The organism is Nocardioides sp. (genome assembly GCF_036401255.1).
In the GTDB taxonomy this organism is placed as follows: domain Bacteria; phylum Actinomycetota; class Actinomycetes; order Propionibacteriales; family Nocardioidaceae; genus Nocardioides.
In genome coordinates, this window is record NZ_DASWVI010000132.1 from 1 (window position 1) to 3,179 (window position 3,179).

At 73.2% G+C, this 3,179-nt stretch carries 3 protein-coding genes; all 3 read left to right on the top strand.

Annotated elements, in window-relative coordinates; genetic code table 11:
* Window positions 1–354: 354 nt before the first annotated feature.
* Genes VGD85_RS05850 through VGD85_RS05860 form a run of 3 tightly spaced genes read left to right on the top strand, consistent with a single transcriptional unit; the run spans window position 355 to window position 3,064 of the window.
* On the top strand, window positions 355–2,142 hold the full coding sequence (locus VGD85_RS05850) for a DEDD exonuclease domain-containing protein (protein WP_331062505.1): 1,788 nt from the start codon (window positions 355–357) through the stop codon (window positions 2,140–2,142).
* A gap of 9 nt (window positions 2,143–2,151) precedes the next feature.
* On the top strand, window positions 2,152–2,430 hold the full coding sequence (locus VGD85_RS05855) for an Lrp/AsnC ligand binding domain-containing protein (RefSeq protein ID WP_331062506.1): 279 nt from the start codon (window positions 2,152–2,154) through the stop codon (window positions 2,428–2,430).
* Between the two features lie 7 nt (window positions 2,431–2,437).
* Window positions 2,438–3,064, top strand: coding sequence for a hypothetical protein (locus tag VGD85_RS05860; protein ID WP_331062507.1), 627 nt, complete (start codon window positions 2,438–2,440; stop codon window positions 3,062–3,064).
* Window positions 3,065–3,179 lie beyond the last annotated feature (115 nt).

The following is a 3,179-nucleotide window of genomic DNA, read 5'->3' on the forward strand; positions in this document are numbered from 1 at the left end:
AGCCGGGCGCGGCGCGCGGGCGCGAAGCCGGCGACCCGGCGTACGGCCGCCGGGAGCCTGGGCACGTCGGGCAGCGCGTCCGCGGTGATCGCGACGACGCGGCTGCGGACAGGCTCGGGGAGCTCGCCGAGCGAGCGGGGGGTGGGATCGGCCATGGGGCTCGTCAGCTCGGTCCGGCGCCGGCACCGGCCGGCCGCTCCACCGGCTCGCGGGCGCTGGCCATCGCGCGCTCCTCTCTGGCGGTCCTGACGGTGGCGGTGCTGTGCCCGCTGGGTTCCCGCCGTGGCGACAGCCTATGCCCGCGGCCCGCGCGTCTCCCGGGGTTTGTCGGTGCCCCGATCTAGCGTCGAGACCATGAGCGGCGTTCAGGAGGCGGTCTCCCGGTGGGAGTCGCAGCGCAGCTTCGACGAGCTCGGCCGCCCGCTGCGCGACATCACGTTCTGCGTGGTCGACCTGGAGACCACCGGCGGCTCCGCCGAGGGCGGCTCGATGATCACCGAGATCGGCGCGGTCAAGGTGCGCGGCGGCGAGGTGCTCGGCGAGTTCCAGACGCTGGTCAACCCGCACACCGAGATCCCCGCGTTCATCGCCGTGCTCACCGGCATCAGCAACTCGATGGTCGCCGACGCCCCGCCGATCGAGTCGGCGCTGCCGGCGTTCCTCGAGTTCGCGGCCGGCACCGTCCTCGTGGCCCACAACGCACCGTTCGACATCGGCTTCCTGCGCTACTTCGCCGAACAGCAGGGCCGGGCCTGGCCGCGCTTCGAGGTCCTCGACACCGCCCGGCTGGCCCGCCGCGTCGTCACGCGCGACGACGCGCCCAACTGCAAGCTCTCCTCGCTGGCCAAGGCGTTCAACTCCGCGACCACCCCCAACCACCGGGCCCTCTCCGACGCGCGGGCGACGGTCGACGTGCTGCACGGGCTGATGGAGCGCCTCGGCGGCGTGGGCGTGCACACGCTCGAGGAGCTGCAGACGTTCTCCTCCCGCGTCACCTCGGCCCAGCGGCGCAAGCGCCACCTCGCCGAGGCGCTCCCCCACGCCCCGGGCGTCTACCTGTTCCGCGACGAGCGCTCCCGGGTCCTCTACGTCGGCACCTCCCGCGACCTGCGCACCCGCGTCCGCTCCTACTTCACGGCCTCCGAGACCCGGTCCCGGATGGGCGAGATGGTCGGCATCGCCACGACGGTCGACGGCATCGAGTGCGCGACGGCGCTCGAGGCGGAGGTCCGCGAGCTCCGGCTGATCGCCGAGCACAAGCCGCGCTACAACCGGCGCTCGCGGTTCCCCGAGAAGGTCCACTTCGTCAAGCTCACCCGCGAGCCCTGGCCGCGGCTGTCGCTGGTGCGGCGCGTGCTCGACGACGACGCCGACTACCTCGGCCCGTTCGCGTCGAAGAAGACGGCCGAGAAGTGCCTGGCCGCGCTCCACGAGACGTTCCCGGTGCGGCAGTGCTCCGACCGGCTGCCCCGCGACCCGGCGGCCTCGGGACGCGCGCCGTGCGTGCTGGCCGACATGGGCCGCTGCCTGACCCCGTGCGACGGCCGGGTCGACGACGCGACGTACGCCGCCGTCGTGCGCCAGCTGCGCGACTCGCTGCTCCACCGCCCCGACGAGGTCGTCGAGACCATCAACGCCAAGATGGCCGCCCTCGCCGCCGACGAGCGCTTCGAGGAGGCCGGGGTGCATCGCGACCGGCTGGCGGCGTTCGTGCGGGCCGCGTCGCGCACCCAGCGGCTCTCCGCGCTCACCCGCTGCCCCGAGGTGGTCGCCGCGCGCCGCGAGGACGATGGTCGCTGGGCGGTCCACGTGATCCGCCACGGGCGGCTGGCGGCCGCCGGCGTGATCCCGGCGGGCGCCGACGCGCACTCCTACGTCGCCACGCTGCGGCTCTCCGCCGAGACCGTCGCGGCCGCGCCCGGACCGGTCCCCGCGGCGAGCGCCGAGGAGACCGAGAAGATCCTGCGCTGGCTGGAGTCGCCCGGCATCCGCCTGGTCGACGTCGACGGCGAGTGGACCTGCCCGGTCGCCGGCGCGACCCGCCACCTCGCGATCCACGACGCGGTCAACCAGTCCCGGCTCTCGCTCGTCCCGTTCGCCGAGCGCAGGGCACTCACCACCTTGCACCAGCCCGCGCGTTAAGGTCCGTCTGTGATCACCGCCATCGTGTTCGTCAAGGCCGACGTCGCCCGGATCCCCGAGGTGGCCGAGGAGATCGCCGCCCTCGACGGGGTGAGCGAGGTCTACTCCGTGACCGGTCAGATCGACCTGATCGCGCTGGTCCGGGTCCGCAACCACGACGACGTCGCCGCGGTGGTCGCGGACCGGCTCAACAAGGTGCCCGGCGTCAACGCCACCGAGACCCACATCGCGTTCCGCACCTACTCCCGCCACGACCTCGAGTCGGCGTTCTCGCTCGGTCTGGACTGACCCGGTCGTGGACCTGATCCAGGACTACTGGCTCGACGCCCTCGGGTGGGGCGGCAGCGCCCTGCTGGTCTTCTCGCTGCTCCAGGCGCGCGTGCTGCGGTTCCGCGTCCTCAACACGATGGCGTGCGTCGTGCTGGTGTTCTTCAACGCGATGATCGACGTGTGGCCGATGGTCGCCATGAACGTCGTGCTGTCGGCGATCAACATCTGGTTCATCGTCCACCTGCTGGGCGAGCGCCACGACGAGGCCGTCTTCGACGTGCTCGAGGTCGGCCCGGAGGACCAGTACCTCCGCCACGTCCTCACGCTCCACCGCGAGGACATCCTGCGCTACCAGCCGGACTTCTCGTGGCATCCCGGCGAGGGCGACGACCACGCGTTCATCGTGATGAAGGGCGACGAGACCGTCGGCGTGGTCGTGCTGCGCCAGGAGGGCGAGGCGGCCCGCCTGCTGCTCGACTACGTGACGCCGCGCTACCGCGACTTCACCCCCGGCGAGTTCGTCTGGCGGCGCAGCGGCATGCTCACCGCGCTCGGCGTCCGCCAGGTCACCACGCCGCCGAACATGGTCGGCGCCTACTACGACCACGTCGGCTTCCGGCGCGCCGACGACCGCTACGTCCTGGACGTCTGAGCGCCCGTCCCGCGTCAGCCGGCGGTCGCGGCGACCCAGCGGTCGAGCACGGCCGCGGCCGCGCCGCTGTCGATCGCCGCACGCGCCTGCTCGACCCCCGCGGCGAGGGCGCGGT